We start from the raw sequence: 25,162 nt of genomic DNA on the forward strand, positions 1-25,162 counted from the left end.
CTCTCCCAGTGTGCGCCTTAAATCTCGACCCAAAGGGTGTCGGAACGCAAAATCGATCCTTCTTTCGAGCGGATGCCGCATCCGCTGATCTTTCAAGCGGATCGGCGATTTCTCAACAAATGAGAATCATTCGCAACCGTGCCGATAAGCAATTCTCGATGCAAATGTGTCCGCAGCGATGAATGACCATCGGCACTATGTTTCGCACAGCAGCCTGGTGTTCAGAACGTGCGTGAAAGCGTCAGTCTCCAGTTGCGCGGATTGCCGGGGGTCACGCGGTCGATACCACCCGTGTCGGGGAAGTAGCGCTCGTCGAACAGGTTGGCGACGGTCAGCTGCAGGCCCCAGCCTTCACGCCTGTAGGAAAGCCCCGCATCGACCAGTGCGTAAGCCGGCAACCAGAGCAGCACCGACCCGTCCGGGTTGACCGAATAGATATCGCCATTGCGCCTGCCGTTATAGCTCACGCCCAGCGTCGCGCCCAGCCCGGCGAGCGGGCCGTCCTGCACCTCGTACTGCGCGAAGGCTCCGATGTTGTGCCGGGGCACGTTGGAGAGCGGCGCGCCGACGGTGAAGAAGTTGTCTTTCGTCACCTTGGCATCGGTGAACGTGTAGGCAAGGTTGAGGCTGAGGCCGCTGATCGGCTGCCATTGCATCTCCGCCTCGATGCCCCGCGCCCGTTGCTCTCCGGTAACGACCGAGAAATCCAGGTAAACGGGATCGGACGTTGTGACGTTCTGCCGGGTCAGCTGATAGATGGCGAGGCTGCCGCTGAGGCGCGTGCCATCGGGTGCGAACTTGACGCCCAGTTCGATGTTCTTGCCGCGCTCGGGCGGAACCGGGGCGCCGATGGGATTGCCGTCTGCATCAAACCCCACGACCTGCTGGCTGTAGAGCTGGGGCAGGAACGACTTCGACCAGCTGGCGTAGGCATTCACGCCGGTCGCCAGTTTCACAGTGGCGCCGATGCGCGGGCTGAAGGCATCGTCCTTCTGCCCGGATGCTTCCGCCCAGTCGTAACGCCCACCGATGGTCAGGGTGGCGAAATCTCCGAACTTCAGGTGATCCTGCAGGTAGATCCCGGTCTGGTGTGCCTTGCTGCCGCCGGGCGCGCCCTGCACGAAGCTGGTATCGTAGACTTCGTCATAATCGGGATTGGCGATGTTCAGCGGGAAATGCGTGGAATCGTAATCACCGGCGCTGAAATAGGTGCTGCGGCTCTGGCGATAGTCGATGCCGCCCAGCCATTCGTGCGTGATGCCGCCGGTGCGGAATTTCCCGGTGAAACGGCTGTCTACGGCGAAATCCTTGTCCGTGGCATTGTAAGGCCCGTAGAAATAGCGGCCGATGGTGTCGGTCGGCTCATCGGAATAGTTGCCGTCCGCATCGATGAAGCCTGCCGCGAACATCCAGCGGTTCCAGTATTCCTTGCGGCGCGTGTACCGCAGGGTTTGCGAGAAGTTCAGCCCCTCGCTGAAGCGATGGTCGAAGATATAGCCGGCCTGAACCCGGTCGCGATTGTTGACGACGCGCTGGCTGCCCGCATTGTTGATCGCGAAGTCGTCGGGGATGGAAACGAGGCCCGGCAGTACGGTGCCGTACGCGGGAATGGGCGAGATCGGACTGTCATGGTCGCGCTGGTAGCGGCCCAGCACCGTCAGGGTCGTATCCGGCCCCGGCCGCCAGGTGATCGCAGGCGCCACGAAGATGCGGTTGATGCCGGCATTGCGCACGAAGCTGTCGGCATCCCGATAGGTGAGGTTGATCCGCCCCAGCAAGGTGCCAGCGGCATTCAGCGGCGCATTGGCATCGACCGTGCTTTCCACCAGGTTCCACGAACCGGTCGAAGCCGTAACCTTTAGAAACGCATCCTCGCGCGGGCGCTTGCTGACCAGATTGATGAGGCCGCCCAACGGCGCCTGCCCAAACAGCATGGACGAAGGCCCCTTGAGCACCTCGACCTGTTCCACCGCCGAGAGTTCCTGATTGAAGCCCACGCCGGCCTCGTTGACCAGACCGTCGAGATAGACGCTGCCATAGGCCGCATCGAAGCCGCGGATCGTGTAGGCATCATAGAATCCGTATGTCGTGCTGCGAGAGACACCCGCGACCGTACGCAGCGCTTCCGAGAGGCGGGTGACACCGCGCGCTTCGATGTCGTTGGCGGAAACGACAGAGATGGCCTGCGGCGTTTCCAGCATGGGGATGGCGGTCTTCCCCGCCACTACCGGTGCTTCCAGATGCGTGCCGGTGACGAGGATCGGATCCTGATTGCCCGGTTCGGTGTCCTGTGCCCTCGCGTTGGAAGCGACGGCGATGACAGATGCAGCAAGGCTCAGCAGCGTGAATGTCTTCATGATTCCCCCACTATTTTGCTGGCTCGTATCATATAATGATAATCAGTTGCAATAATGGCGCCAGCGGTCCTATTCTGCGCCCTATGCTCCGGCACCGCTGTGCTGCCGCGCGGATGTCAGTGGGCCCGGATCCTTCGTTCGAAAAATGGGAGACTTTCGGCATGACCGGTTCGACCGACATCGCCTCCATCGAAGCGCTGGAAGCCGTGGTGGGACAGACCCCACCAGCGATGCACCTCAAGGTCATCGATCATCTCGATGCCGGCGCGCTTGCTTGGCTCTCACGCTCTCCCCTGGCCTTCCTGGGTTTTGGAAGTGCGCAAGGCCTGAGGGTGACGCTGGCCGGATGCGTCGTCGGGTACGCGGACGGAGACGCACGCACATTGCGCATCCCTTTGGCCATGCTTGACGAGCCCGCGCTGGCCGTGCTCGGCGCACACGTCGGCGCCCTGTTCCTGCTGCCCGGTGTCGGCGAGACGCTGCGCATCAATGGCCGGGTATCGGGGCTGCAGGACGGCGCGGTGCAGATCGAGGTCTGCGAATGCTACGGCCATTGCGCAAAGGCCATGATCCGCTCCCGATTCTGGGACGCGGCCGGTGCGGAAACGCCTCGCGAAGCGGCGCCCTTCACCGATGCGGTCCGTTTCGTCGCCCTCGCGTCGATGAGCGCGCGGGGCTGGGCCGACCTCAGCCCCAAGGGCGATCCGGCGGGGGGCATGGTCCAACTGGAGCACCGCACCCTGTGGTTCGCCGATCGCCCCGGGAACCGCCGGTTGGACAGCTTGCGCAACATCATCGAACAGCCACGGGTTGCGCTGGCGTTGCTGGTGCCGGGCTCCACCAACGTCGCACGAGTCCACGGACAGGCACGTATCACCACCGATCCCGCCATTCGCGAACGCTTTGCGGTGCAGGGCAAAGTCCCGTCCCTGGCGATCGGCGTCGAAATCGCCGGCCTCGAACTGCGCGAAAGTGCAGCCCTGAAGCGTGCGGCACTTTGGCCGGTCACGCCCGAGAAAGGCATCGAGCCGACCAAGCTTTTCCTCGCGCATATCAAGCTCAACAGGAACCGAGGCTGGGCCGCCGCGCTGGCGCGCGCCAGCATTGCCGTTCCGGGGATGAGCACGCTGATGCAGAAGGGGCTGGAAAAGGACTACAAGGACAATCTGTACTGAAGGCCAGAGACTTCCGCACCCGAAACCCGACACTCGATGCTACGTCAGTAGCCGTCAGTGGTCATCGCAGGAGAGGTGATCTCTTCAGCATCGGCAGCTTTGGCGACCGTGACAGCTGCCGCCGAGGCGAGCCGTCGCGATCGCTCAGTTGCCCAATTGTTTTGCCTGGTTGCGGACCGGACGCTTCGGGCCCGGCAATCCTTCTTATTGCGCGATCCCGTCGGCTCGCTGCTGCATCGAGTGACAGAGCGACCACCTTGTGCCAATTTTCATGCATTGGCTGTCAGATGACGACGATAGAGGGTAAGCGGATACAGACGCATCCCCGATGCCAACAGCAAGCTCGCACATTCGGCGATCGCGGCATACAGTTGGACATCGTCCGGAGGGACGACTTCCTTTGTGGGACGCTGCGCCGCAGCGAGCCACGACAGCAGCCTAAGTTCGCCATCCCCCAGATAAGCCGTACCTATGTCGCAGATGGCAATTCCATTCGCACCCGCCAGAGCACCCAATTGATCAAATGCCTGTATTTCGGCAGGACTGCGCAGCGCTTTGCGTTCCCCACGCAAAATGCCAAGAACGGCCTGTTCGGTACGCGGCCGGCGATGCAGAGCACGGTTCGAATAGCCCATGACTACCCTTTCATTACCCGCACACGATCCTGTGCTGCTGGACCCCGGTCGCTCCACACGCTGTCCCTCGGACCGTTGCCGACACGGCGGCGCGTCGCATTCCAGGCCAGAACCAGCGCCGCTGCAGCAGTGCCGGCCATCAGATCGACAACCACCATCTCGGCCGGATGCACAGACGCGAAGAGGAGCGTCGCGAAGGGAATGGACAGCATTGCGAGGGCGGTGACGGGCAGAAGCTCCACCGCCCCTCGCGCGCTGCCGCGCAGCAGCGCCCAGAGCACGAAGCCTGCAAAGACCACGTGATAGACCAGGCTGTGCCTCCCTTCGGTCGCGCTCGCCCCCATGACCTTGGCTGCCGCCAAGGTCACCGAGATTCCCGCCATGCAACCCAATGGGACGCCTACTGTCAGGGCGCCAAGCACCCGCGTCGATCGGGTCTGCGTCACCGCACCCGCCTTGCGCTCCCGCCGGCGCCGGCTTTCCACCCATAAGAGGTTGCCGGTGTAGAAGAGGAACGCGCCGCCCAGGCCCAGCACGAAATAGGCCCATCGTACGCCGGTGCCACCAAAGCTGCCGAAATGGAGTGCAAAGAAGCTGGTGACGGTCGCACCCCATCCGTCCTGCTGTCCGCCTAGATAATCCCGGTCCCTGACTGCCCCCGACGCAGGATCGAGCGCCGCGACTGTATAGGTCGGCCCGCGCAGGCCATAGCGCGGATCACGTCCCATCGCCCGCAGCGAAGGCATCCCGTCGCGGCCTTGGCCATAGGCGAGCGCCACCGGAACGAAGCCCGGCACCTCGCGAGACAGGCTCTGCACCACCGCAACCGGAGACGCCGTCTCGACCGGCCGCGCTGTCTGCGCTGCAGGTCCGGCGGCAGCCACAGCCGGCCGCTCCTCCACCTGCGCGAACGTCGCCTCCTGCGCGTCGTAGAACTGGTCATGGAAGGCGAAGACCACGGCGGTCAGCGCCATCACGATGTGAAACGGCAGGCTGAACACACCCAGCAGGTTGTGCACGTCGAGCCACATGCGCTTGACGTTCTTGCCGGCGCGCAGAGCGAACAGATCCTTCACGAGACTGGGCAACAGCACGATCACGCCCGAAACCAGCGCGATCGCATAGAGCAGCGCAATCGCTCCCATGATCGGCATCGCGATCTCGTGGTCCAGCATCAGCCCGACCTGCTGGTGGAGCACGTCGACGAACTGCGCGACCGGCGAAGGTCCGTGCTCTTCGACCTGCAGTTCTCCATCCGTCCCCAATGCAGCATAGAACGTACGGCGCGCGCCGTGTTCGTCCCCGCCATCTCCCGCCGCTTGCCAGCTAACCCGCGCGGGGTTGTCGTGGCCGGCCTGCAGGTTTACCTGATAGCCCCTGGCTGCCTCCGGATGCGCTGCGAGCACGGCGCGGACCAGTTCGGGGGTTCGCTCGAGAGAGACCGGCGCAGCCAGCGACGTGGGCGGCGAAGCCCAGCGTTGCAGCTGTTCCTCGAACATCGTGATCGCGCCCGCATAGAAGGCGACGAAAAGCGCGAGGCCCGAGATGATGCCGACCCAGCCGTGGATGTCCTTGTACATCCGCACGATGTCGGTGCGCACTTTCATCCGAGCATGCCCGCCGCATAGACACTTGCCCAGACGATCACGCTGGCCAGTCCCAGCACGCCCCATGCCCGCCCTCCCGAGCGGAAGAGGAAGCACAGGCTGAGGATCAGGCACCAGACCGGCGACATCGACCACATCGCCAGTTGCCCGCGGGTCGAGAAGAAGGTGTCGCTCACCCCGATCGACCAGGCGATCAACCCGCTGAGGCCGAGTGCCAGCACGAACCCCAGGATCAAACCTGCGCTTGCCTTGCCGAGCCAGTCGCGGCTCGTCAGCTGAGGGGCGCTCATCGTCCGGCCTCCGCGCGCATGCGCAGCCACAGCGCGAGCAGCGGGACGATGCTCCAGACCAGCGAGGCTGCCGTGAGCGCGATGAACACTGCCGTCGCAGGCCCGGCCCAGCCCAGCAGGACCGCCTGCCCCGCCAGCATGACCACGCCGCCGCCCCACCCGGCGGCACGGCGCGAGAACGCCGCCTGGCTCAAAGACTGGTTCGGCGAGGACAGGTACACCCCCAGCGATCCGGCCATGACTAGTAGCGCGCCGACCCAGAACAGCGTCATTGCGCTTCCTTTCCGAAGGCCGCGGCGATCCCGGCGGTCATCGCCGCCATCATCGTCGAACCATGGGTCTGCCCCGGCAAGGACAGGTAACGACCCACGCGACCCCCTGCCCGCCACCGGTCGACCAGCGCTTTGCCATCGGTGCCCGAGAGACCCGCTACCGTCCGCTCGCTCGGTGCACTGGCGAGGAGCAGCGCCGCTCCGGCGCCATCTGCCGCTTTCGCTTCGGCCTTGCGGAGCACACCATCGCCGTACCAGAGCGAGGGACTGACGGCGACGATGTGCGAAAAGGCACGACCTTCGTACATGGCATCGAGCGCCAGAAGCGCGCCGAAGCTGTGCCCCATCAGCGTCTGCCGACGCGGATCGATGCGAAGGCGCCCGGCTATGCGTGGGCGCAGGCTGCGATCGACGAAATCGAGAAACGCATCGCCGCCGCCGACCGCCAAACCATGCGCGGGCATGCCTTTGGGTATCGCATAACCCGGCGCGGACGGCGTGTAATCGAGCACCCGGCGCGCCAGCCCGCCGCTTTCGATCGCCACGATCACGCCCGGCTGGATGCCGGAGCGGGCGCCGGCGCGCTCCAGCCTGCGCGCCGTGACGGCGGCAATGGCGAAGTTGTCCTCGCCATCGAGCAGCCAGAGCACCGGCCAGCCGGCTGTGGGCGGCTCTCCTTCGGGCCATGCGACCATCACCCGATAGGCATGACCGTCCACCGCTGCCACCGTCTCGACGTCCGATCGTTCAAGCTGCCAGGGCGCGGCGGCAAGCGGCCCCGCTCCCATCAGCGCAACAATCGCGAGCAGTGCGCGCAGTCGCCTCACCAGCGCATGTCCAGACGCGCGGTCAGGCTGCGCCCCTGCCCGTAGTAGCAGGCCGAAACTGCGGTACAGGTCGCCACGTAGCGCTTGTCGGCGATGTTGCGGCCGTTGATGGAGGCGACCATGCCGTTGCCGAAGTCATAGCGCACGAACAGGTCGAACAGCGCATAGTCCGGGATCTCCAGCGTATTGGCGTTCTCGCCGACGCTCCTGCCGGTGTAGCGGACACCACCCCCCAGACCGAGCCCATCGAGGGGCCCTGCCGTGATGCGCTGATCGAGGAAGAGCGAAGCCATCCAAGCCGGCACCTGTGGCAGCCGATTGCCCAGTTGCGCTGCCGTGTTGGTTTCGGTGATCTTGCTCCAGCTCCTGGTCGTGGTGGCGATGACGGCCATGCCCCAGGGGAGCGATGCCTTGCCCTCGAATTCGATGCCGCGGATACGCCCCTCTCCGGTCTGCACCTGGCAGTTGGGGTAGCAGGCCTGCGCCTGGTACTGGGCCTGGGTACTGCCAGCGGGCATGTCCGCCAGCGTCGCCGGGGTGACGATGTTCTGCTGCGTGATCTGGTAGGCGCCAAGGCTGAGGTAGATGTTCCTGCCGCTCTGATAGCGCAGGCCCGCTTCGTATTGCTGTCCGGTGGTTGGCACGAACCCGGTGCCGTTGATCGTGGTCGAGGGATCGGCCACTTGCGGCAGGAAGCTCTCCGCGTAGCTAGCGTACGGCGCAAGGCCGTTGTCGAACAGGTAGACCGCACCGGCGCGCCAGGTGAAGGCGTCGGACTTGTTGACATATGTGCTGCCGGTGATCGGATTTGTGGTCCGGTCACGCGCCCAGTCGTGGCGTCCCCCCACGGTCACGCGCAGACGTCCGACGGCAATCTGGTCCTGCAGGTAGACGCCGGCCTGTCTGCTTACCGTCTCGGTATAGATCTGCGGCGTCATGTTGGACGCAAAGCCCGCCGAGCCACGCGAAACCGGATCAAAGATGTCCAGCACCGGCAGCACGAGCGAACCGGACACCAGATCGCGATAATGTTCCCACTCGGTATGGAAGTAATCGAAGCCGCCGAGCAGTGTATGCGTGAGCGGGCCAGTCGAGAACTCGTACTGCAACTGGGTGTCGGTGGCGATGCCGTCGCTTTCCCCTGTACCCTGCACCGCGCGTCGCGCCACGGTCTGGCCCGGGATGCAACCTGCGATCGTTGCCGGACAGGTCGTCAGCGTGTTTCCGGAGAGCACGACCACCCGGTAGAGCGTGTCCAGATGCGTGTAGCGAGTATTATTGCGGATCGTCAGCCCGCTGTCCCCGAACTTGTGCTCGAAGAAGCTGGCAGCGAGATACTGGTTGCGATCGAAGGTGTTCCAGTCCGGTTCGCCGATATTGGCGTCGTTCGCGATATATCTGCCGTTGCTGCGCGTCAGCGATCCGAGCGCCGGAAGAAACTGGAACGTCGAGCCACCATCATCGCGCTGGTACTGGCCCATCACCGTCCAGGTGGTGTTTTCATCCGGCTTCCAGGTGAGGCTCGGCGAGATGTACTGTCGCCCAATCTTCACGTCGTCCACCTGGGTGTCGCCATAGCGCGACAGGGCGACCACGCGGCCTGACAGCGTGCTGGTGATCGGCCCGGACACATCGGCGGCGGCCTGGTAATTCCAGTTGGACATGTCGGTCGTGCCGATCGCCTGTAGCATGAACTGGGCCTGGAACGTGTCGGTCGGTCGCTTGCTGACGACGTTGACCACCCCGCCCGGTGCCGTCTGGCCATAGAGCGCACCGGACGGCCCCTTGAGCACCTCGATCTGCTGGAGCGCAAAGGAATCGAACCCCGGCCGCGTCCATTGCCCGCCCGACGGCAGGCGCAGCCCGTCGACGAAATTGTTGTTGGATGAGAACCCGCCCGCTCCGAAGCCGCGTACGGAGACTTCATCCACGCGACTGTCGATGCCGAAGGCCTCGGATTGCACACCCGCCGTGTATGCGAGCGCATCGGCGATGGTAGGAGACGCGCGCAGGTCCATTTCCTCGCGGCTGACGATCGAGATGGATTGGGGCGATTCAATGATCGGGGTGTTTGTCTTCGTCGTCGACGTGGCCGACGATTGACCGGTGGCCGTGACAATGATTTCGCGCCCAGCAGGCGCCGCGTCCGGCGCAACCTGAGCCATCGCATGTCCCGCGTAGCAGCCCATGACGATCGCCAGAGCGGTGGAGGTGGTGCGCATGAATTCCCTCATGACTTGTGCGTCGCAACAAGTCCGGTAGTGCGAATTAGTCGCATTAGCAACCCTTTCGCCGATGAGGTGGGACCGGCGAGCCGTTTCGACAGCGGGTTAAAGCCGACATAGGTGTGGCACCATTGCAGGAATAGAGAGGAGAAGCGGCGATCTGCTGCGGACCCAGGTTTACTATTCAAATCTTGCAATGTGGTGGTCTCGGCCCATCGAATACTGCCTTTACAAAACCTGACCCTTAACGCTTATATCGCTAACGATTCGCAATAGCGCTTACGGTGTGGCAATAAGGGGGCGAGTAACCGATGCATCTGTTCCAACGCATGGCCCGTGGGCGGTCGCTCGCACGCGGCATGGGTCCGTTGCTGCTGACTACAGGATTGGCGACAGCCGCGATTGCGCTTCCAAGTACTGCGATGGCGCAAGCCGACCGCAGCTATGACATCGCAGGCGGTCCGCTCAAGGATGCTATCGACAGCTTTGCGCGACAGAGTGGGACACAGATCCGTTACGACGCAGCGGAAGTTCAGGGGCGCACGTCTCCGGGCCTGAAGGGCCGTTCCGGCGTTGCGGAGGGCCTGTCGAGAATACTGGCAGGAACCGGCCTCGCCTTCAGGCAGACGGGGGGCAACGGTTTCACATTGGATGCTGCTCCGCAATCGGCCGATGGAGCCATCCAGCTTGGCCCGGTGCGGGTTGCGGGTGAAGGTACGGCGACGGGCGGTTACGATCGTCCGGTCAGTGGCACCGCGCTCACCGAACACTCTCGCTCCTACACCTCGGCCGGTCCGATCGCCGCCGCGACGGGCCTTGGCCTGACCTTGCGAGAGACACCGCAGTCGATCACCATCCTGACGCGCGAACGGCTGGACCAGCAGGGTATCACCACGCTGGGCGATGCGCTCGCGCAGGCTCCGGGGATTTTCTACCAGCCTGGGGGCTCTTCGGTCGGCGGCTACGCCGGCCTCAATTCGCGCGGCTATGCCGTCACCAGCATCATGCTGGACGGCGTACCCATCCCGACATCGGCGGTCGCCGGCTATGCCGCGCTTCAGGGCCTTGGAACGCTCAACACCGACGTCTATGATTCCATCACGGTCGTGCGCGGCGCCACCGGCCTGTTGACCGGCGCGGGCGATCCTTCCGCGACGGTCGCGCTGACCCGCAAGCGTCCGACCGACACCTTGCAGGCTATCGCCCTGGCCAGTTACGGACGCTGGGACCAGGTGCACGCCATGGTCGATCTTGGCGGCCCGCTTAACGCGCAGGGAACCGTGCGCGCACGGGCTGTCGGTTCTTTCGAGGACGGCGATAGCTGGAAGCAAGGCTATCATTATCGCAAGTACGTCGGCTACGGGATCATCGAGGCCGATCTTTCGAGCCGGACGCTGTCCAGCCTTTCCTTCGACTTTGGGGGGAACAACGGCCGGGGCGGCGCGGGGCCCTACACGGGCTATGCACTGACGGATGTGGACGGCAACCCGACGCCGTTCGGGCGCCGCGACAATGCGCAAGCGGAATGGAGCCGTTTCCGGGACCGCCGCATCGGCGTGACCGCCGCGATCGAGCACAACTTCGACGAGGATTGGCGGGCCAAGCTGGTCTACAATCACAACGAAGTGAAAACGCAGCAATATTTCGGCCTGGCGGCCGATCTGCCCGATGCCGATGGCTTCACAGCGCTGCATCTGCGCAGCTATCGGATCACGAACAAGGTGGATTCGGTCGGAGCCAAGCTGGACGGCGCGTATTATCTGTTCGGGCGCAGGCATGAGCTGGTCGCCGGCTTCAACGGGTCCTGGACGGACGAGGACACCCCCGACTGGTACAGGAGTTTCGCCAGCACGGTGAACGTCTATACCTGGAACCGGCAATTCCCCGAACCGGACTGGGGGTCTCTCTACGGGTTTGGCTGGGGCACCAAGGTCAGCCAGTACGGCGCCTACGTCGCCACCCGGTTGCGCGCGACCGAGACCCTGGCCATCCTGGGCGGCCTGCGCTGGAGCAACTGGCGCACGCGCGATCTCGACGAGACCGGAGCGGCCTACGACGACCGCAAATACAGGAACGAGATCACCCCTTACGTGGGTGCGGTCCTCGATGTCACGCCGAACCTGTCGGCCTATGCAAGCTACACCAGCATCTTCAATCCGCAGTCCTCGCGCGATGTCGAAGGCCGTCTGCTGGATCCGGAAACGGGATCGAACATCGAGGCCGGCATCAAGGGCGAGTGGTTCGACGGCCGCCTTAATGCCAGCGCCGCGGTCTTCCAGGTGAAGAAGGACAATCTGGCGGTGCAGGACGGTACCAACCTGACACCGACCGGCGATCAGGCCTATGTCGCGATGGACGACACTAAGGGCCGGGGCTGGGAGGTCGAAGTCTCGGGCGAGCCGATCGAAGGCTGGAGCATCCAGGGCGGCTACACCCGGGTTCGCACCAGAGACAGCGCCGGTGCCCGCCTGAACGGCGAGATGCCCGAGCACATGGTCAAGCTTTTCACCAGCTGGACGCCTGCCTCCCTCAGCCAGCTTACCGTCGGCGGCGGCGTCACCTGGCAGAGCCGGATCTACTCTCCGTGGATGGAGGAAGCCTGGGCCGATCGCTACGCCCAGAAGAGTTACGCCGTGGTCAACGCGATGGTGCGCTATGCGATCAGCGAGCAGGTCATGGTGACCCTCAACGCCAACAACCTCTTCGACAAGGTCTACCGCACCGACGTGGACGTCCACGACTACGGGTCTCCGCGCAGCTTCGTGGCCTCAGTGCGCGCGCAGTTCTGAGGATCGGCGACGCCGGGAAGCAGGGGCGGCCGCCGTGCTGCCCCTTTTGATGGGATCGAGCGATGGCAGTGGCACAGCGAAACGTACAGCCACGCGGATGGCGCCAGTCGATGGCCTCGCTCCATACATGGGCGGGGCTGATCCCCGGCTGGATCCTGTTCCTCGTCTTCGTGTCCGGCACCGCGTCCTTCTTCCGCCACGAGATCAGCGCATGGATGCGCCCCGAACTGACGCCGGCCCCGGTGACGCTCCAGGCGTTGCAAGCTGCCGACGCTTTGCTGGCAACCAGTGGGCATGGCGCTCCGAGCTGGTCCGTGATGCTACCCAATCCGCGTGGAGGCGAGGCACTGACGCTGGGATGGCCGCCCTCGACCGACGAAGGCGAATGGACGAGCATCACGCTCGATCCGGTGACCGGGAGCCGTTCGACGATCCGCGAGACCGAAGGCGGGGACTTCCTTTTCCACTTCCACTACAATCTGCGCTATCTGCCGTGGTGGGTCGGTCGCTACCTGATCGTCATCGCCTCGCTGGCGATGCTGGTCGCAATCCTTTCCGGCATCATCACGCACAAGAAGATCTTCACTGACTTCTTCCTGCTGCGCTTCGGCAAGGGGCAGAGGAGCTGGCTCGACGCCCACAATGTCACCAGCGTGCTGGCCCTGCCCTTCCACCTGATGATTACCTACACCGGCCTCGTCATCTTCGCCAACATGCTGCTGCCCTGGCCGATCAGCGCAAACTTCGCGAGTGAGGACGCTTATTTCGAGGCGGCCTACCCGTCGTCTCCCGAGGTGGAGAAGTCCGGCCGCCCCGCTGCCACGATATCGCTGGTCGATATACTCGACACGGTTCGAGGGCAGATCGGCCAGATGCCCGCCAGCCTCTCCATCCAGAACCCGGGAGACGCCGCAGCGGTCGTGACCGCCTATCCACGGCCCGATCGGCTTGGCGGCAGTTCTCCCGTCATCGCCATCAACGGCGTTTCCGGCACAGTGCTGAAGGGGCCGCGCCCTGCCAGCGGAGCAGAAGCGACCCGCGACGTCATGGTCCAGCTCCATGCCGGATGGTTCGCGGCGCCCGTGCTGCGCTGGCTGTATTTCCTTGCCGGATTGAGCGGCACCGTCATGACTGGATCAGGCCTGATCCTCTGGACGGTGAAGAGGCGTGCGAAACTGCCCGATCCGTCCCGACCGCATTTCGGTTTTCGGCTTGTCGAACGCCTGAACATCGGCGTCATCGCCGGATCGTCAGCCGCGATCGCGGTATTCTTCCTTGCCAATCGCCTGCTGCCGGTCGGGCTCGCCGATCGGGCATCATGGGAAGTCGACGCCATGTTCATTGCATGGGGCGCGCTGTTCGTCTGGGCGATCGGACGACCCGCAAGGCGGGCATGGGTCGAAGTCCTGACAGCGGGGGCCGTGCTCTACGCCATGGTGCCAGCCGTGAATGCACTCACGACCTCCCACGGTCTGCTGCCCAGCCTGATTGCGGGCGACTGGATTTTTGCCGGTTTCGATCTGGTGATGCTTTCAACCGCGGCGCTGCTGGCGCTCGCCGCGCGACGAACGGCGCGGCAGAACGGCAAGCCTGCGTCACGCCGTCAGGCCCGTGTGAAGGCACAGGCCCCGGTATGATCCACGCTGTAATCCTCATGCTTCAACTTGCTGGTTTCTCCGGCCTGCTGCTGGCCTTCCAGCGGCACCAGCAGGAGTGGCTGCGCCGCAGACTGGCGACGAACACCGCCCGGCACCTGCGCCTGGGCGGCTTCCTGTCGCTCGCTGTTGCATACGCGCCGGCAGGACTGGTTTTCGGGTGGGGGGAAGGAACGGTCATCTGGGTCGGTTGGCTCACCATCGCGGCCGGACTGGTGGTAGCCATCAATACCAACCGCGAACGCATTCTGTCTCGGGTTCGCCAGTGATGCGGCGGCCTGCTGCACGAGCCGTGGCATCACTGGTCCTCCGCGTTCTTGCCGGAACCCTCGGCGCGTTCGCCACGGGCGCGCTTGCCACCACCGTCCTGTCACTGATCCTGGCACGACTTGGCGTTTCTCGCGCCGATGCCGTCACCATCACACTGATGGTCGGCCCGGCCATCCTCGCCCTCATTTGCCTGGCCGCGTTCCACAGTCGCGATCCGGCCCGGCTATCGGGATGGCTGGCAGCGGCGGCGGCGGCCCTCGCCATCACGTGTGCCCTCCTGCGGAGCAGCCTGTCATGAAACACCTGACCGTCATGCAGACCGTGTCGCAAGACGTGAACAACGCTCGCCTGCCTGCCGCCATGCCCGCCGCGTTCGAAATGCCTGCGCGGTATGGCATCGATGTGCGGTCCCGCCTGTTCGGAATGGCCGGAACCTGTCTTGTCCTGCTTCTCGTTCTCGCCGGCATGCTGCTTTCATGGGAAAGTTACACCAGCGCGCCGAAGCCGCCGACGCTCAGCGTCTATGATGTGGCGGCACCTGCACCCTCCCCTGCCCCCCAACCCGAGCCGCCGGCCGAACCGGAGCCCAGGAAGAGGCAGATGGACGAGCCCATCCTCGATCTGCCCGTGGTCGAGCCCGCCATGGTCACGGTCGCGGAGCGCAACCGGGTGCCGGTCCTGCTTGCGCCGCCGCCGTCTCCCGAACCGCAGGTGAGGCAAATACCTCAGCCTGAAAGCCAGCCGGCGCCTGCCCCACCCCCACCATCGAACGCGAAGCCGACCTGGGAAGGCGCGGTTCTGGGCGCCCTCAACAATGTCAAGCGCTATCCGCGCGAGGCCCGCTTCGCCCGGCAGCAGGGAGTACCCTACATCCGGTTCGTAATGGATCGCGAAGGCAAGATTCGCTCGATCCAATTGGAGCGCAGTTGCGGCGTCCGCTCGCTTGATCAGGAAGCGCTTGCCCTGCCCCGGCGGGCGCAGCCTTTGCCGGCACCTCCACCGGAGGTGAAGGGGGCAACGATCGAACTGGTCGTGCCTGTCGAATTCTTCATGCGGTGACACCCGGATCAGGAACCAATGATGACGAACACGGCAATCAGAGCGGCAGGGATCGCGGGAATGATCGGCGCGGTCCTGTGGTCGATCGGGGATATCTTGCTGGTAGGCGGAACGGCCGATCCTGCAGCCTATCCGCTGCTATCGAAGACCTATGCGTCGCGAATCTCATTTGGCGCCCTGCCGCTGATGCTCGGGCTGTCCGAGCACCGGCTGGCTCTGGGCGCCTTGCTCAACAACCTGGCGATCCCGCTCAATCTTGCCGGCAGTTGGCACCTCTACCAGGGCACGCGGCCTGCCGGACGGATGCTCTCGCTGACGGTGCTGATCCTGCTGATGTGCGGCAACGCCTGGTCGCCGCTCGGGCACGCCGGGTTCTACTATGTCGGCCGCGTATACCAGACAATCTCCATCGTCCCCCTAGCGGCGCATGACGCCCTGCTGGCCCTGGGCGATGAGTTCAATCACATGTTGTTGATCGCCTGGCTCCTTCCGGTGCTGACACTGGGCTGCGGAATGCTGGCGCTGTGTCTGACGATCGCCACCGGCAAAAGCGCCTACCCGCGCTGGAGCGCCCTGATCTTCAACCCTGCCGTGCCGCTCCTCATTGCGGCTGCCGGTTCAGTCCTGCCTGCTCCTGTCGGTACCTGGTTTTATGCCGCAGTGCTGAACGTCGCCTTCCTGCTGATCTACGCCTGTTCCACGGCGCTGCTTTGGCGCACGCCCCCGATCCGGTAGCCGCCATCCGATCGCATCCCATGCCCTTCGCCATACCCCGCTGGACACAAATAGAAATGCTATTGCGACGTGATAGCAATTATTCTAAGCGCCCCCGGAGCAGCAGTCGCACGGTGGCGGTCGGCGATGGTGCTGCCGACCGTTGATCCAGACTTTCAGGGGGAAGACATGAGGCAAAATATCTCCGTTCGGAGAAAAGCATTGCTGCGCGATCTGCACGTAGCAGTGGCAACCTTTACCGCAATTGCAGCGCCGGGCAGCGCACTCGCCCAACCTTATGCGCCGACCGCCGAAACCGAGCGCGAAGAACCGCAGAGCGACCGCGACATCACCGTCACCGGCGAGCGTCCCGATAGCGATCCCACGATCACCGAAGGCAGCGGCCGGTATGCGCCCCGCGCCATAAACGTGGGCAAGGCGCTGCAGACGCTGCGCGAGACGCCCCAGTCGGTAACAGTCATGACGCGCGCACGGATCGAGGATCAGAACCTCCTCACCGTCGAGGATGTGATGCAGCAGATGACCGGCGTGACGGTAGATCGCGCCTGGCTATCCTCAACCTACACCTCACGCGGGCTGCCGATCACGAATTACCGCCTGGATGGTGGCGCCAGCGCGCAGACGTCCACCACCACGGGCGATCTCGACACCGCGATCTTCGATTCCATCGCCTTGATCCGCGGCGCGGACGGGCTGTTTGGAGCCGGCGAGGCAGGTGGCGTAATCAACTTCACCCGCAAGCGCGCAATGGCCGATACGCAGGCCCGCGCCACGATGACCTTCGGCAGTTGGGACCATGCCCGAATCAACGGCGATCTCACCGGAGCGTTGACCGCAGATGGCAGCCTGCGGGCCCGCGCCATCGGCGTCTACGACATGAGCGACAGCTTCCAGGACTTCAAGACGGATGACCGCTGGCTTGCCCACGGGTCGATCGAGTACAACCCGGCGCCCGGAACGCTGCTGCTGGCGGGATACACCCATCAGGTCGACAAGCACGAGGGTTTCAACGTCAGCCTTCCGCGCTATCGCAGTGGCGAGGACATCGGCTTTCCTCGCAGCACCAACATGGGCGCACCGTGGAGCACGATCGACCGCACGATCGACATCGCCTATGGACGGATCGAGCAGGCGATCGGCAAAGCTTGGACGATGCGGCTGAACGCCAACTACACCCGGTCCAACGACCGCACCAATGCGGCGGAGATGGAAAACGCCGTCGATCCGATCGATCGGTCCGGTGCCGACTGGTGGTACTACCAGGCCGCGTCGAGAGTGCGAGAACTCACCCTCGACTTCAACACGACGGGCAGCTTCGAGGCATTTGGCCAGAAGCACGACGTTGTCCTTGGCGTGGACTACACGAACAACAGGACGGACAATCGCAGCTTATGGACCTATCACGGGCCGGCCAATGTTTTCGATCCGGACTATCCGCCCGAACTGGCCTATCCGCCGGTATGGACGGACGGCGGCTATGAGGGCCGCACGAGAATCGAACGCCTCGGCTTCTACGGATCGCTGCGCGTCCGCCCGGTCGCCGCGCTGTCGCTGATCGGCGGCGGACGGCTGGTGGTGAAGGACCGCACCGAGAACCGCAACATCTCGACCGGAGCGGTGACGTCCCTACTCGACCAGAAGACCAAGTTCGTGCCTTATGTCGCAACGGTGCTCGACGTCACGAAATCGCTCAGCCTCTACGCCAGCTACTCCGAAATCTACCAGTCGCAGGCCAACCTGATGTCGGCGCCGCGACCCGGAACACCGCTGGGCCCTGTCAGCGGCACCAATTACGAAGCGGGCGTGAAGGGCGAGTTCGCGGGCGGCAAGCTGACCGGATCGCTGGCGGTCTATCGCGTGCGCAAGCAGGGCGCTTCGGCGACGGATCCCAGCAATCCGCCCGCCGGGTCCACCGACAACTGCTGCTATATCCGCGACGGGTCGCTGCGCAGCCAGGGATTCGAAGCTGAAGTGAACGGAGAGCTGCTGCCCGGCTGGCAGGTATCGGTTGGCTATACCTACAACGATAATGAGAACCGGCGCGAAAACGACGCCTCGTTCGCCGAGATCACCCCCCGGCACCTGCTCAAGGTTTTCACGGACTATGCCTTCCGTGAAGGCGCACTCAAGGGCCTGAGCATTGGCGGCGGCGTGACCGCGCAAAGCAGCAACTTCCGTTCGGGCTACGTGCAGGAACTCAACCCCGCCACGGGTCTATACGACGGCCCCTACTACCAGTACCAGTTCAGGTTGCCCGGATACGCTATCTGGTCGCTGCGCGCAGAATACGACGTGAGCGATCAGTTCTCGATCAGCGCCAATCTGAACAACCTGTTCGACAAGTCCTATTATGTAACGATCGGCAGCCCAGGCTACGGCAATTTCTACGGCGATCCACGCAATTTCCTCGTCTCGCTGCGCGGCAAGTTTTGACGCGGCCACAACGCTCCGAACGATCAGTTCAATCGACGGAATGCCAGTTTCCCCGCGCGTGGGGAAACTGGGTTTAGCACGTTGCATAAGACGGACTTTCGCCGCCATGCAGGTAGTTGCCCGCCACCGCTTCACTGATTTTCCGCCGTCGGCGGACAGCGGTACCGACCCTTAGTGGACGCTCAGCAGCCAGTTTTGCATTCCTAGCTGCGGACGGTCAGGTTTCCCATTCTACCCGCCCAAGACTGGTGGTCAGGCAAATGTCCGGTCTTTAATTGGGTTACGAGGAGACGCGAAATGTCGGCAACACAGTATTGCACGCATAGAGATCGAGCGATGTGAGGGTAGGCAAACCCTCCCTATAGACGCCCTATAACATCTTTTCATTCCGCAATGATCGGAAATGCCGCTTGTTTATCGGCAGTCCAGCGTCGGTTAATTCGTGCACATCGCCTTGCACGACGCGAGTGTGAAGATGGAGATGGTATGCCGACATTATTCGATCCTATCGCGCTCGGGGCGCTCGTCGCCCGCAATCGCATCGTCATGGCGCCGCTGACGCGTAGCCGTGCGACCAGACAGAATGTCCCCACGGCGATGATGGCGGACTATTATGCGCAGCGAGCCACCGCCGGCCTCATCACGAGTGAGGCGATCGCTGTCTCGCAGCAGGGCGCTGGGTTCACCTACACGCCCGGCCTCTGGAGGGATGACCACGTTGAGGCGTGGAAGCCGATCACGGGCGCGGTTCATGACAAAGGTGGTCTGGTCATCGCGCAACTGGCCCACAACGGCCGCGCGGGAGACTCGTCGGTGATCGGCGAGCAGCCGGTATCGGCCAGCGCGACCACCCCGCCGATCGACAATTGGACGTATGACGGTCCCAAGCCTCCCAAAGCCTCGCGCGCCCTGCATCTGGACGAGATTCCCGGCATCATTGCGGACTTCGCCCATGCGGCACGCAACGCGATCACTGCCGGCTTCGACGGGGTGCAGATTCACGGGGCAAACGGCATGTTGCTCGACCAGTTCCTGCGCGACAACTGCAACCTGCGGAACGACGATTATGGTGGGAGCGTTCAAAATCGCATCCGGCTTCTGCGCGAAGTGACGCGGGCTGTATGCGACGTCGTGGGCGCCGAGCGCACCGCCGTGCGTCTGTCGCCGAACGGCGCGACCTGGGGTGTGGATGACAGCAATCCGACGCCGCTGTTCACGGCAGCGGCGGCTATGCTGGACGAGATAGGTATCGCTTACCTCGAACTGCGCGAAACGGCGGCGGGGAGCGCATTCGGCGAGACCGACGTGCCGCGCCAATCGCCGATGATCCGTCCACATTTCAAGGGGCCGCTCGTCCTCAACAACAATTACGACCATGCCAGGGCCCAGGCCGACCTCGACAGCGGTCTCGCCGATTCGATCAGCTTCGGTCGGTCGTTCCTGGCAAATCCTGATCTTGTCCGACGTCTGGACGAAGGTGCGCCGCTCAATGAGCCACGGCCGGAGCATTTCTATACCCAGGGGGCGGAAGGTTACCTCGACTACCCGACGCTCCCTGAACTGGATGTCGCTGCCTGATTGTCCCGGACGCACCGGGCGAGATAGTCTCGCCCGGTCGCTTTCTCAACTTCGCTCACGAAAAGGATACGACCATGGCAAAACGTGTGCTGCTGCTCCTGGCTGACGGGTTCGAGCCGCTCGAGGCTGCCGGCTTCACGGATGTGCTCGGCTGGGCGAACATTGATGGCGAAGAACCCATCGAACTCGTGTCTGCCGGGCTTCGCCCCAAGCTGAAGGCGACCTTCGGCTTTTCGGTGATCCCCGATGCGGTTGTCGCCGATCTCGATCTCGATCTCGATACCTTCGATGCTCTTGCCGTCCCTGGTGGTTTCGAGGGCGCGGGGTTCTATGAAGATGCCCTGGCTTCAGAGTTCACGTCCGTCATCGCGAAGTTCGAGGAAGCGGGGAAGCCGGTAGCCTCGGTGTGTGTCGCTTCCCTGTCGCTCGGGGCAGCAGGCGTTCTACGCGGCCGCCGGGCGACGACATATCATCAAATCGGCGGCAAGCGGAAGGCGCAGCTTGAAGGCTATGGCGCGACGTTCATCGATGAGCCGATCGTCGTCGAAGGAGGCCTGATCACCTCGACGGGGCCGGGCACGGCGATCGAGGTCGCGTTCACCCTTCTCGAGGAGCTGACCTCTCGTGCCAACGTGGACCATATCCGCCAGCTCATGCGCATGCCACAGCCGTCTGCGTCATGGTACACGACCGCACAGGTCGACGACGCCCGGGACGCGGCGCACTTGTAAGGGGCGTGATCGACGTCGTTTGAGATAGAGGCCGTGCGTTCGGTGCCGCCTTATTCGGCATTCTCCTTCAGGTTGCTTTTCAGCGAATCCGTCATGAATTTCACGAAAACCGAGATCTTCGGTAGCGGAAATTTGCTGCGCGGCCAGAGAAGCCGCAGCGCTCTCGTCTTCTTCGCGGCTTCTGGGAGTACCTCGCGGAGCCGATCTTCCTTCAGACGTTTCGCGATCGCGAAATAGGGGAGGCTGGCGATCCCATGCCCGCCTTCGGCGAGATCGGTGAGCGGGACGAACGACGTGACTGCGAGTGCGACCGGAAGCACTGTGCCCTCCGGTATGCCAGGTCCCCAGTCACCCAGCTTGCCGGTATCGTAGAAGCGATGATGCAGGAGTCGGTGCTTCATCAGGTCCGAGGAGACCCGTGGCACGCCCATCCTCTCCAGATAGGCAGGTGAGGCGACGAGGCGGTTCGTGAAATCGCCCAGCTTGACGTGCATCAGCCGACTGTCGCTCACTTCCCCCGAGCGAATGACCGCATCGAACCCATCATCGATCACATCGACGAAACGGTCATTATAGTCGAGGTCGAGTTCGATCTCGGGATAGCGCTCCATGAACTCGCCGAAAATCGGTGTCAGCAATTCGCTGGCGACCGGGACGCCAACCCGCAGCCGACCCCGGAGCGAGGTCGTGGTGTTGGCCAGCTCGGCCTCCGCCGCCTCCAGCCCGGAGAGGAAGGTGCGGCAGCGGTCGAGAAAAATCTCCCCTTCCTGGGTCAACGCGATGGCCCGAGTGGATCGGTGGAAGAGCCGCACGCCCAGTTGATCTTCCAGTTTGGCGATCGTCTTTCCGATTGCAGATGAGGACAGACCGAGATGCTGCCCCGCCAGCTTAAAGCTCAGCATGTCCGCCGCCTGCACGAACGCCGTCATGGCGCTTACGCTCTCGATCCTGATTCCCATGAAATCGTATCCTTCCGCAATGTTCGGAAAAGCGGACCATTTATCGGGCGATCCATTGGCATTAGTCAAGGAGCAAGAGTTCAACGCGGTTAGGCGGACAGGCAAAGTTCTGGCCGAATCTGGGCCGAAATTCAAACTCATCGTCAGAGTAATGGCGGTGAATTTTTTCTACTGAACGCGAATTCAACTGTCTGCCTGAGACACACCGCAATCAAGGAGTGCCGATATGTCCGTATCATATCTCTTCGAACCGCTCACGCTTCTCCACGGACCGGCGATGCGCAACCGCTTCATGCTGGCGCCGCTCACCAACCAGCAGAGTGAGCTCGATGGCCGGGCCTCCGAGTTTGACCTGGAGTGGTTCCGTCAGCTGTCGCAAGGCGGCTATGGGCTGCTGACCACCTGCGCCTCGCACGTCGAAGCCGGTGGCATCGCGTTCGCGCGGCAGTTGGGCATCTTCGACGACGCGCAACTGCCAGGGCTGACCGAGATCGCGAGGCTGATCCGGGAAGGCGGCGGCCTGTCGGCAGTGCAACTGCACCATGCCGGCCATCGCGCCGCACCCGTTCTGGGCGGCATTCCATCTCCAGCATCCGATCGTACATTGCCGGGCGTGAAGGCGCTGACCACTCAGGAGGTGGAGCGGATACGGGATAGTTTCATCGCAGCGGCGAAGCGCGCGGAGAAAGCGGGCTTCGACGGAGTTGCTCTCCACGGCGCGTTCGGCTGGATCCTGCTCGAATTCATGTCGCCACTGCTCAATGATCGCACGGACAAATATGGCGGAAGCCTCGAAAACAGAGCACGCCTGACGATCGAGATCATGGAGGGCATTCGCGCGGCGTGCGGCCCCGACTTCCAGATCGGCTGGCGTCTGTCTGTCGAGCGATACGGCCTCGTCCTGGAGGAATTGCGCGAGATCGCCGCCACTATCTTCGATCGCGAGCTGATCGACTATCTCGACCTCGCCCTGTGGGACACCACGCAGGTCGTCCAGGAGGGTGTCTTCGCAGGGCGCAAGATGCTCAGTCTCTTCACGGAGATTGCGCGCAAGGGCGTGCGGTTGGGCGTAGCGGGAAAGATCTGGACCGCGCAGCACGCGGCCGAGATTCTCGACGAAGGGGCCGACTTTGTGATCGTGGGCCGTCCCGCGATACTCGAGCGCGACTATCCCCTGCGCGTGCAGGCCGACCCTTTCCACAAAAGCCCCGGGTTGCCGACGACCGGAGAATATCTGCGCCAGGGCGGGCTCAGCGAGCGCTTTATCCGGCACCTGCGGGGCTGGGACTACTTCTTCGTCCCAGGAAGCGTCTGATCCGTCTCGCAGGGCGATGAAGCATCGTCAGCATGATTTCGATTTGCGCCGCAATGTTCGGAAAAGCGGCCTGTTTATCGACCATTTGCTCCCACTTAATTTGATGCTCATCGCACCAGACGGCGCGACCGAGTTGATGGAGACCCCCATGACGACCCTCTTCGATCCAGTCGCGCTTGGCGCAATGAATGCTTCCAACCGCGTGCTGATGGCGCCCATGACCCGCGGACGCGCAACCCGTGACCATGTCCCGACCCCGATCATGGTGGACTACTATGCGCAGCGTGCCTCTGCCGGACTGATCATCAGCGAGGCCATCGGCATTTCCCGTCAGGGCCTCGGCTGGGCCTATGCTCCCGGTCTGTGGACGGCAGAGCAGGTCGAGGCGTGGAAGCCTGTAACGCAGGCTGTTCACGACCGGGGCGGACTGATCATCGCACAGCTCTGGCACATGGGACGCATGACGCACTCCGCGATCACGGGCGAGCAGCCTGTGTCGTGCAGCGCGACCGCTACACCCGGACATGCACACACATATGACGGTACGATGCCGTATGAGGTTGCCCGGCCCCTGGCTATCGAGGAGATCCCCGGGATTGTCACCGACCACGTCCGCGCGGCGCTCAATGCCATGGCCGCCGGTTTTGACGGTGTGCAGATCCACGCCGCGAATGGGCAGCTTATCGACCAGTTCCTGCGCAACGGCTCTAATACGCGCACCGACCGCTACGGTGGTTGCATCGAGAACCGCGTGCGCCTGCTAGTCGAGGTCACCAAGGCGGTGGCCGCGGCCATCGGCGCGGACCGCACGTCCGTCCGCCTCAGCCCCAATGGCGAGACGTATGGGGTCGACGACAGCGACCCGACGCCGCTGTTCGTAACCGCCGCGGCGGCGTTGGACAAGATCGGCATCGCATTTCTGGAACTGAAGGAAGCCAGCCCGCAGGGCACCTTCGTGTCGAGCGACGTGCCCCGCCAATCACCGATGATGCGTCCGCACTTCACAGGGCCGCTGGTTCTTAACAGTGACTACGACTTTGCGAGTGCGCAGGCCGCTCTGGACAGTGGAGTGGCCGACGCGATCAGTTTCGGCCGGCCCTTCGTAGCCAACCCAGATCTCGTCGTTCGCTTCCGTGAGGGCGCGCCGCTGAATGCGACGCGGGAAGAAACACTCTACACGCAGGGCGCCGAGGGCTTCACTGACTATCCCGCTCTGTCCGAGATAATGGCCTGAAGACGAGCGTCTCCCGCCATCTCCGTAACATCCTCTCAAGCCCTTCTGAGGAGCCCAAGATGAACGACGCACAGCAAAACCAGCCCGCCGGTTACGTGCCGCCGAAGGTGTGGTCGCAGAAGACGACCTATGGCGGCGCCTTCGGCAGCAGCAACCGGCCGGTGTCGGGTGCGACTTTCGAAAAAGCGCTGCCGATCGGGAAGCACCCGCTCCAGCTCTACTCGCAGGGCACCCCCAATGGGCAGAAAGTCACGATCATGCTCGAGGAACTACTCGCCGCCGGCCATACAGGGGCCGAGTATGACGCCTGGCTGATCGACATCTTCAAGGGTGACCAGTTCGGCAGCGGCTTTACCGAGATCAACCCCAACTCCAAGATTCCGGCCCTGGTCGACCGCTCTTCCGATCCGGTCACGCCCGTATTCGAGACGGGCTCGATCCTCGTCTACCTCGCCGAGAAGTTCGGGGTGTTTCTGCCAACCGAGCTTCAGGCGCGCACGCGGACGTTCAACTGGCTGATGTGGCAGATGGGCACGGCGCCGTTCGTCGGTGGCGGCCTGGGCCACTTCTACGCCTATGCCCCGTTCAAGATCGAGTATGCGATCGACCGCTACGCCATGGAAGTGAAGCGGCAGTTGCACGTCCTCGACACGCATCTGGCGAAGAACGAATTCCTCGCAGGCGATCAATACACGATCGCCGACATGGCAGTATGGCCGTGGCAGCCCGGCAGCCTCTACGGGGTCTACAACACACACGAGTTCGTCGGCGTCGAGGAGTATGTTCATCTCCTGCGCTGGTATCGGGCGATAGGCGAGCGACCGGCGGTGAAGCGCGGCCGGGTCGTCAATCGCCGGTCGGACAATCCGGGCGGGTTCCTGCTCGAACGTCACGACGCTTCCGACATCGACGCGATCGTGCCGACCACGGCCCGGTAGCCGAACAATCCCAGCCTCCGGGTCAACAACGGTCGCCGCACGCGGTGGCGGCCGAACCCTTTCGCACGCCTTCATACC

Annotated in this window: 21 protein-coding genes; 13 read left to right on the plus strand and 8 right to left on the minus strand. The window is 63.5% G+C overall.

The genetic code is table 11. The features are described 5' to 3' along the window. Positions 1-221: 221 nt before the first annotated feature. Positions 222-2,357, minus strand: coding sequence for a TonB-dependent siderophore receptor (locus LO787_RS09175; RefSeq protein ID WP_232495538.1), 2,136 nt, complete (start codon positions 2,355-2,357; stop codon positions 222-224). A 161-nt stretch (positions 2,358-2,518) separates the two neighbouring features. Between LO787_RS09175 and LO787_RS09180 the strand changes: the two genes are divergently transcribed. Continuing rightward, a complete protein-coding gene (locus tag LO787_RS09180; RefSeq protein WP_232495539.1) occupies positions 2,519-3,532 on the plus strand; it encodes a pyridoxamine 5'-phosphate oxidase family protein in 1,014 nt (337 codons plus the stop codon). Between the two features lie 269 nt (positions 3,533-3,801). Here the strand turns inward: LO787_RS09180 and LO787_RS09185 are convergent, their stop codons facing one another. From LO787_RS09185 to LO787_RS09210, 6 genes are read right to left on the minus strand one after another with little or no spacing between them, the layout of a single operon-like run. After that, positions 3,802-4,167, minus strand: coding sequence for a hypothetical protein (locus tag LO787_RS09185; protein ID WP_232495540.1), 366 nt, complete (start codon positions 4,165-4,167; stop codon positions 3,802-3,804). Between the two features lie 2 nt (positions 4,168-4,169). Further along, positions 4,170-5,774, minus strand: a complete 1,605-nt coding sequence (locus LO787_RS09190; protein WP_232495541.1) for a PepSY-associated TM helix domain-containing protein — start codon at positions 5,772-5,774, stop codon at positions 4,170-4,172. After that, positions 5,771-6,064, minus strand: a complete 294-nt coding sequence (locus tag LO787_RS09195) for a hypothetical protein (RefSeq protein ID WP_232495542.1) — start codon at positions 6,062-6,064, stop codon at positions 5,771-5,773. The genes LO787_RS09190 and LO787_RS09195 overlap by 4 nt, the downstream gene beginning before the upstream one ends. Then, on the minus strand, positions 6,061-6,336 hold the full coding sequence (locus tag LO787_RS09200; RefSeq protein WP_232495543.1) for a hypothetical protein: 276 nt from the start codon (positions 6,334-6,336) through the stop codon (positions 6,061-6,063). The genes LO787_RS09195 and LO787_RS09200 overlap by 4 nt, the downstream gene beginning before the upstream one ends. Continuing rightward, entirely contained in the window at positions 6,333-7,163 is an 831-nt protein-coding gene (locus tag LO787_RS09205; protein ID WP_232495544.1) for an alpha/beta hydrolase, read from the minus strand. The genes LO787_RS09200 and LO787_RS09205 overlap by 4 nt, the downstream gene beginning before the upstream one ends. Beyond that, the gene (locus tag LO787_RS09210; protein WP_232495545.1) at positions 7,160-9,385 is read right to left on the minus strand and encodes a TonB-dependent siderophore receptor; all 2,226 of its coding nucleotides are present in this window, start codon (positions 9,383-9,385) and stop codon (positions 7,160-7,162) included. Before LO787_RS09210 ends, LO787_RS09205 begins: the two co-directional genes overlap by 4 nt. 425 nt (positions 9,386-9,810) lie before the next feature. On the opposite strand from LO787_RS09210, the gene LO787_RS09215 reads away from it, so the two are divergent. The 9 genes from LO787_RS09215 (at position 9,811) to LO787_RS09255 (ending at position 20,638) form a co-directional block, all read left to right on the plus strand. Next, positions 9,811-12,177: a TonB-dependent siderophore receptor gene (locus tag LO787_RS09215; RefSeq protein WP_232495546.1), complete on the plus strand. Its 2,367-nt coding sequence runs from the start codon at positions 9,811-9,813 to the stop codon at positions 12,175-12,177. 110 nt (positions 12,178-12,287) lie between these two features. After that, positions 12,288-13,814, plus strand: a complete 1,527-nt coding sequence (locus LO787_RS09220; protein ID WP_232495547.1) for a PepSY-associated TM helix domain-containing protein — start codon at positions 12,288-12,290, stop codon at positions 13,812-13,814. After that, positions 13,811-14,101: a DUF3325 domain-containing protein gene (locus LO787_RS09225; protein WP_232495548.1), complete on the plus strand. Its 291-nt coding sequence runs from the start codon at positions 13,811-13,813 to the stop codon at positions 14,099-14,101. The genes LO787_RS09220 and LO787_RS09225 overlap by 4 nt, the downstream gene beginning before the upstream one ends. A 23-nt stretch (positions 14,102-14,124) precedes the next feature. Beyond that, the gene (locus tag LO787_RS09230; protein WP_232495549.1) at positions 14,125-14,400 is read left to right on the plus strand and encodes a hypothetical protein; all 276 of its coding nucleotides are present in this window, start codon (positions 14,125-14,127) and stop codon (positions 14,398-14,400) included. Next, positions 14,397-15,161, plus strand: a complete 765-nt coding sequence (locus LO787_RS09235) for an energy transducer TonB family protein (RefSeq protein ID WP_232495550.1) — start codon at positions 14,397-14,399, stop codon at positions 15,159-15,161. Before LO787_RS09230 ends, LO787_RS09235 begins: the two co-directional genes overlap by 4 nt. Positions 15,162-15,179: 18 nt before the next feature. Then, complete coding sequence (locus tag LO787_RS09240; RefSeq protein WP_232495551.1) at positions 15,180-15,896, plus strand: DUF6796 family protein; 717 nt, start codon at positions 15,180-15,182, stop codon at positions 15,894-15,896. 225 nt (positions 15,897-16,121) lie between these two features. After that, positions 16,122-18,329, plus strand: coding sequence for a TonB-dependent siderophore receptor (locus tag LO787_RS09245; RefSeq protein ID WP_232495552.1), 2,208 nt, complete (start codon positions 16,122-16,124; stop codon positions 18,327-18,329). Between the two features lie 486 nt (positions 18,330-18,815). Next, positions 18,816-19,907, plus strand: coding sequence for an alkene reductase (locus LO787_RS09250; protein WP_232495553.1), 1,092 nt, complete (start codon positions 18,816-18,818; stop codon positions 19,905-19,907). A gap of 74 nt (positions 19,908-19,981) precedes the next feature. Continuing rightward, positions 19,982-20,638: a DJ-1/PfpI family protein gene (locus LO787_RS09255; RefSeq protein WP_232495554.1), complete on the plus strand. Its 657-nt coding sequence runs from the start codon at positions 19,982-19,984 to the stop codon at positions 20,636-20,638. A gap of 50 nt (positions 20,639-20,688) precedes the next feature. Here the strand turns inward: LO787_RS09255 and LO787_RS09260 are convergent, their stop codons facing one another. After that, on the minus strand, positions 20,689-21,597 hold the full coding sequence (locus LO787_RS09260; protein WP_232495555.1) for a LysR family transcriptional regulator: 909 nt from the start codon (positions 21,595-21,597) through the stop codon (positions 20,689-20,691). A 226-nt stretch (positions 21,598-21,823) separates the two neighbouring features. Between LO787_RS09260 and LO787_RS09265 the strand changes: the two genes are divergently transcribed. From LO787_RS09265 to yghU, 3 genes are all read left to right on the plus strand, one after another. Continuing rightward, a complete protein-coding gene (locus tag LO787_RS09265; protein ID WP_232495556.1) occupies positions 21,824-22,912 on the plus strand; it encodes an NADH:flavin oxidoreductase in 1,089 nt (362 codons plus the stop codon). Between the two features lie 148 nt (positions 22,913-23,060). Then, on the plus strand, positions 23,061-24,146 hold the full coding sequence (locus LO787_RS09270) for an alkene reductase (protein ID WP_232496287.1): 1,086 nt from the start codon (positions 23,061-23,063) through the stop codon (positions 24,144-24,146). 59 nt (positions 24,147-24,205) lie between these two features. Continuing rightward, on the plus strand, positions 24,206-25,084 hold the full coding sequence (yghU, locus tag LO787_RS09275; RefSeq protein ID WP_232495557.1) for a glutathione-dependent disulfide-bond oxidoreductase: 879 nt from the start codon (positions 24,206-24,208) through the stop codon (positions 25,082-25,084). Positions 25,085-25,162: the final 78 nt, after the last annotated feature.

The sequence above is a fragment of the Novosphingobium kaempferiae genome (assembly GCF_021227995.1).
Taxonomy (GTDB): Bacteria; Pseudomonadota; Alphaproteobacteria; order Sphingomonadales; family Sphingomonadaceae; genus Novosphingobium; species Novosphingobium kaempferiae.